Raw genomic sequence first — 782 nt, forward strand, 5'->3', positions numbered from 1 at the left:
CGGCGTGCGCCGGGAGGACCGGTGGCTGCTGCACGACGTCGACCTGGTGGTGCCCGGCGGCACGACGGCGGCCGTGGTCGGCCGCTCCGGGGCCGGCAAGTCGCTGCTGGCCGCGGTGGCCGGGCGGCTCACCGACCCCGACGAGGGCATCGTGCTGCTGGACGGCGTGCCGCTGTACTCCCTCGGAGCGGAGCACCTGCGGCGGGAGGTCGGCTACGCCTTCGCCCGCCCCGCGCTGTTCGGGGAGACCGTCGAGGACGCCGTCGCCTTCGGCCCCTACCGCCCGGAGCCGGCCGCGGTGCGCGCCGCGGCCCGCGCGGCGGGAGCGGACGCCTTCATCAGCCGGCTCCCGCACGGCTACCGCACCGCACTGCCCGAAGCCCCCATGTCCGGAGGTGAGGCGCAGCGCCTGGGGCTGGCCCGCTGCTTCGCGCACGCCGGCCGGCTGCTGGTCCTCGACGACGCCACCTCCAGCCTGGACACCGTCACCGAGCGGCAGGTCAGCCGGGCGCTGGTGGACGACGTCCGGGCCGGCACCCGGCTGATCGTCGCGCACCGGATCTCCTCCGCCGCACGCGCCGACCTGGTCGTCTGGCTGGACGACGGACGGATCCGGGCGGTCGCACCGCACGCCGTGCTCTGGCAGGACCCCGCCTACCGGGCGGCTTTCGCCGAGGGAACCCCGGAGGGAGCAGACGATGACGACGGCCGAGACGACCCCCGCTGAGTCCGCCGCCGGCCCGGCCCCCACCGGGCAGCCCGGGCAGCCCGGGCAGCCCGGT

General features: G+C 77.6%; 1 protein-coding gene. It reads left to right on the forward strand.

What is annotated here, in order from left to right:
* A partial coding sequence (locus ACYVE9_RS29225; protein ID WP_461030892.1) for an ATP-binding cassette domain-containing protein occupies positions 1 to 727 on the forward strand: 727 nt, incomplete at its 5' end.
* Positions 728 to 782 lie beyond the last annotated feature (55 nt).

It is taken from the genome of Streptomyces sparsus, from assembly GCF_054776295.1.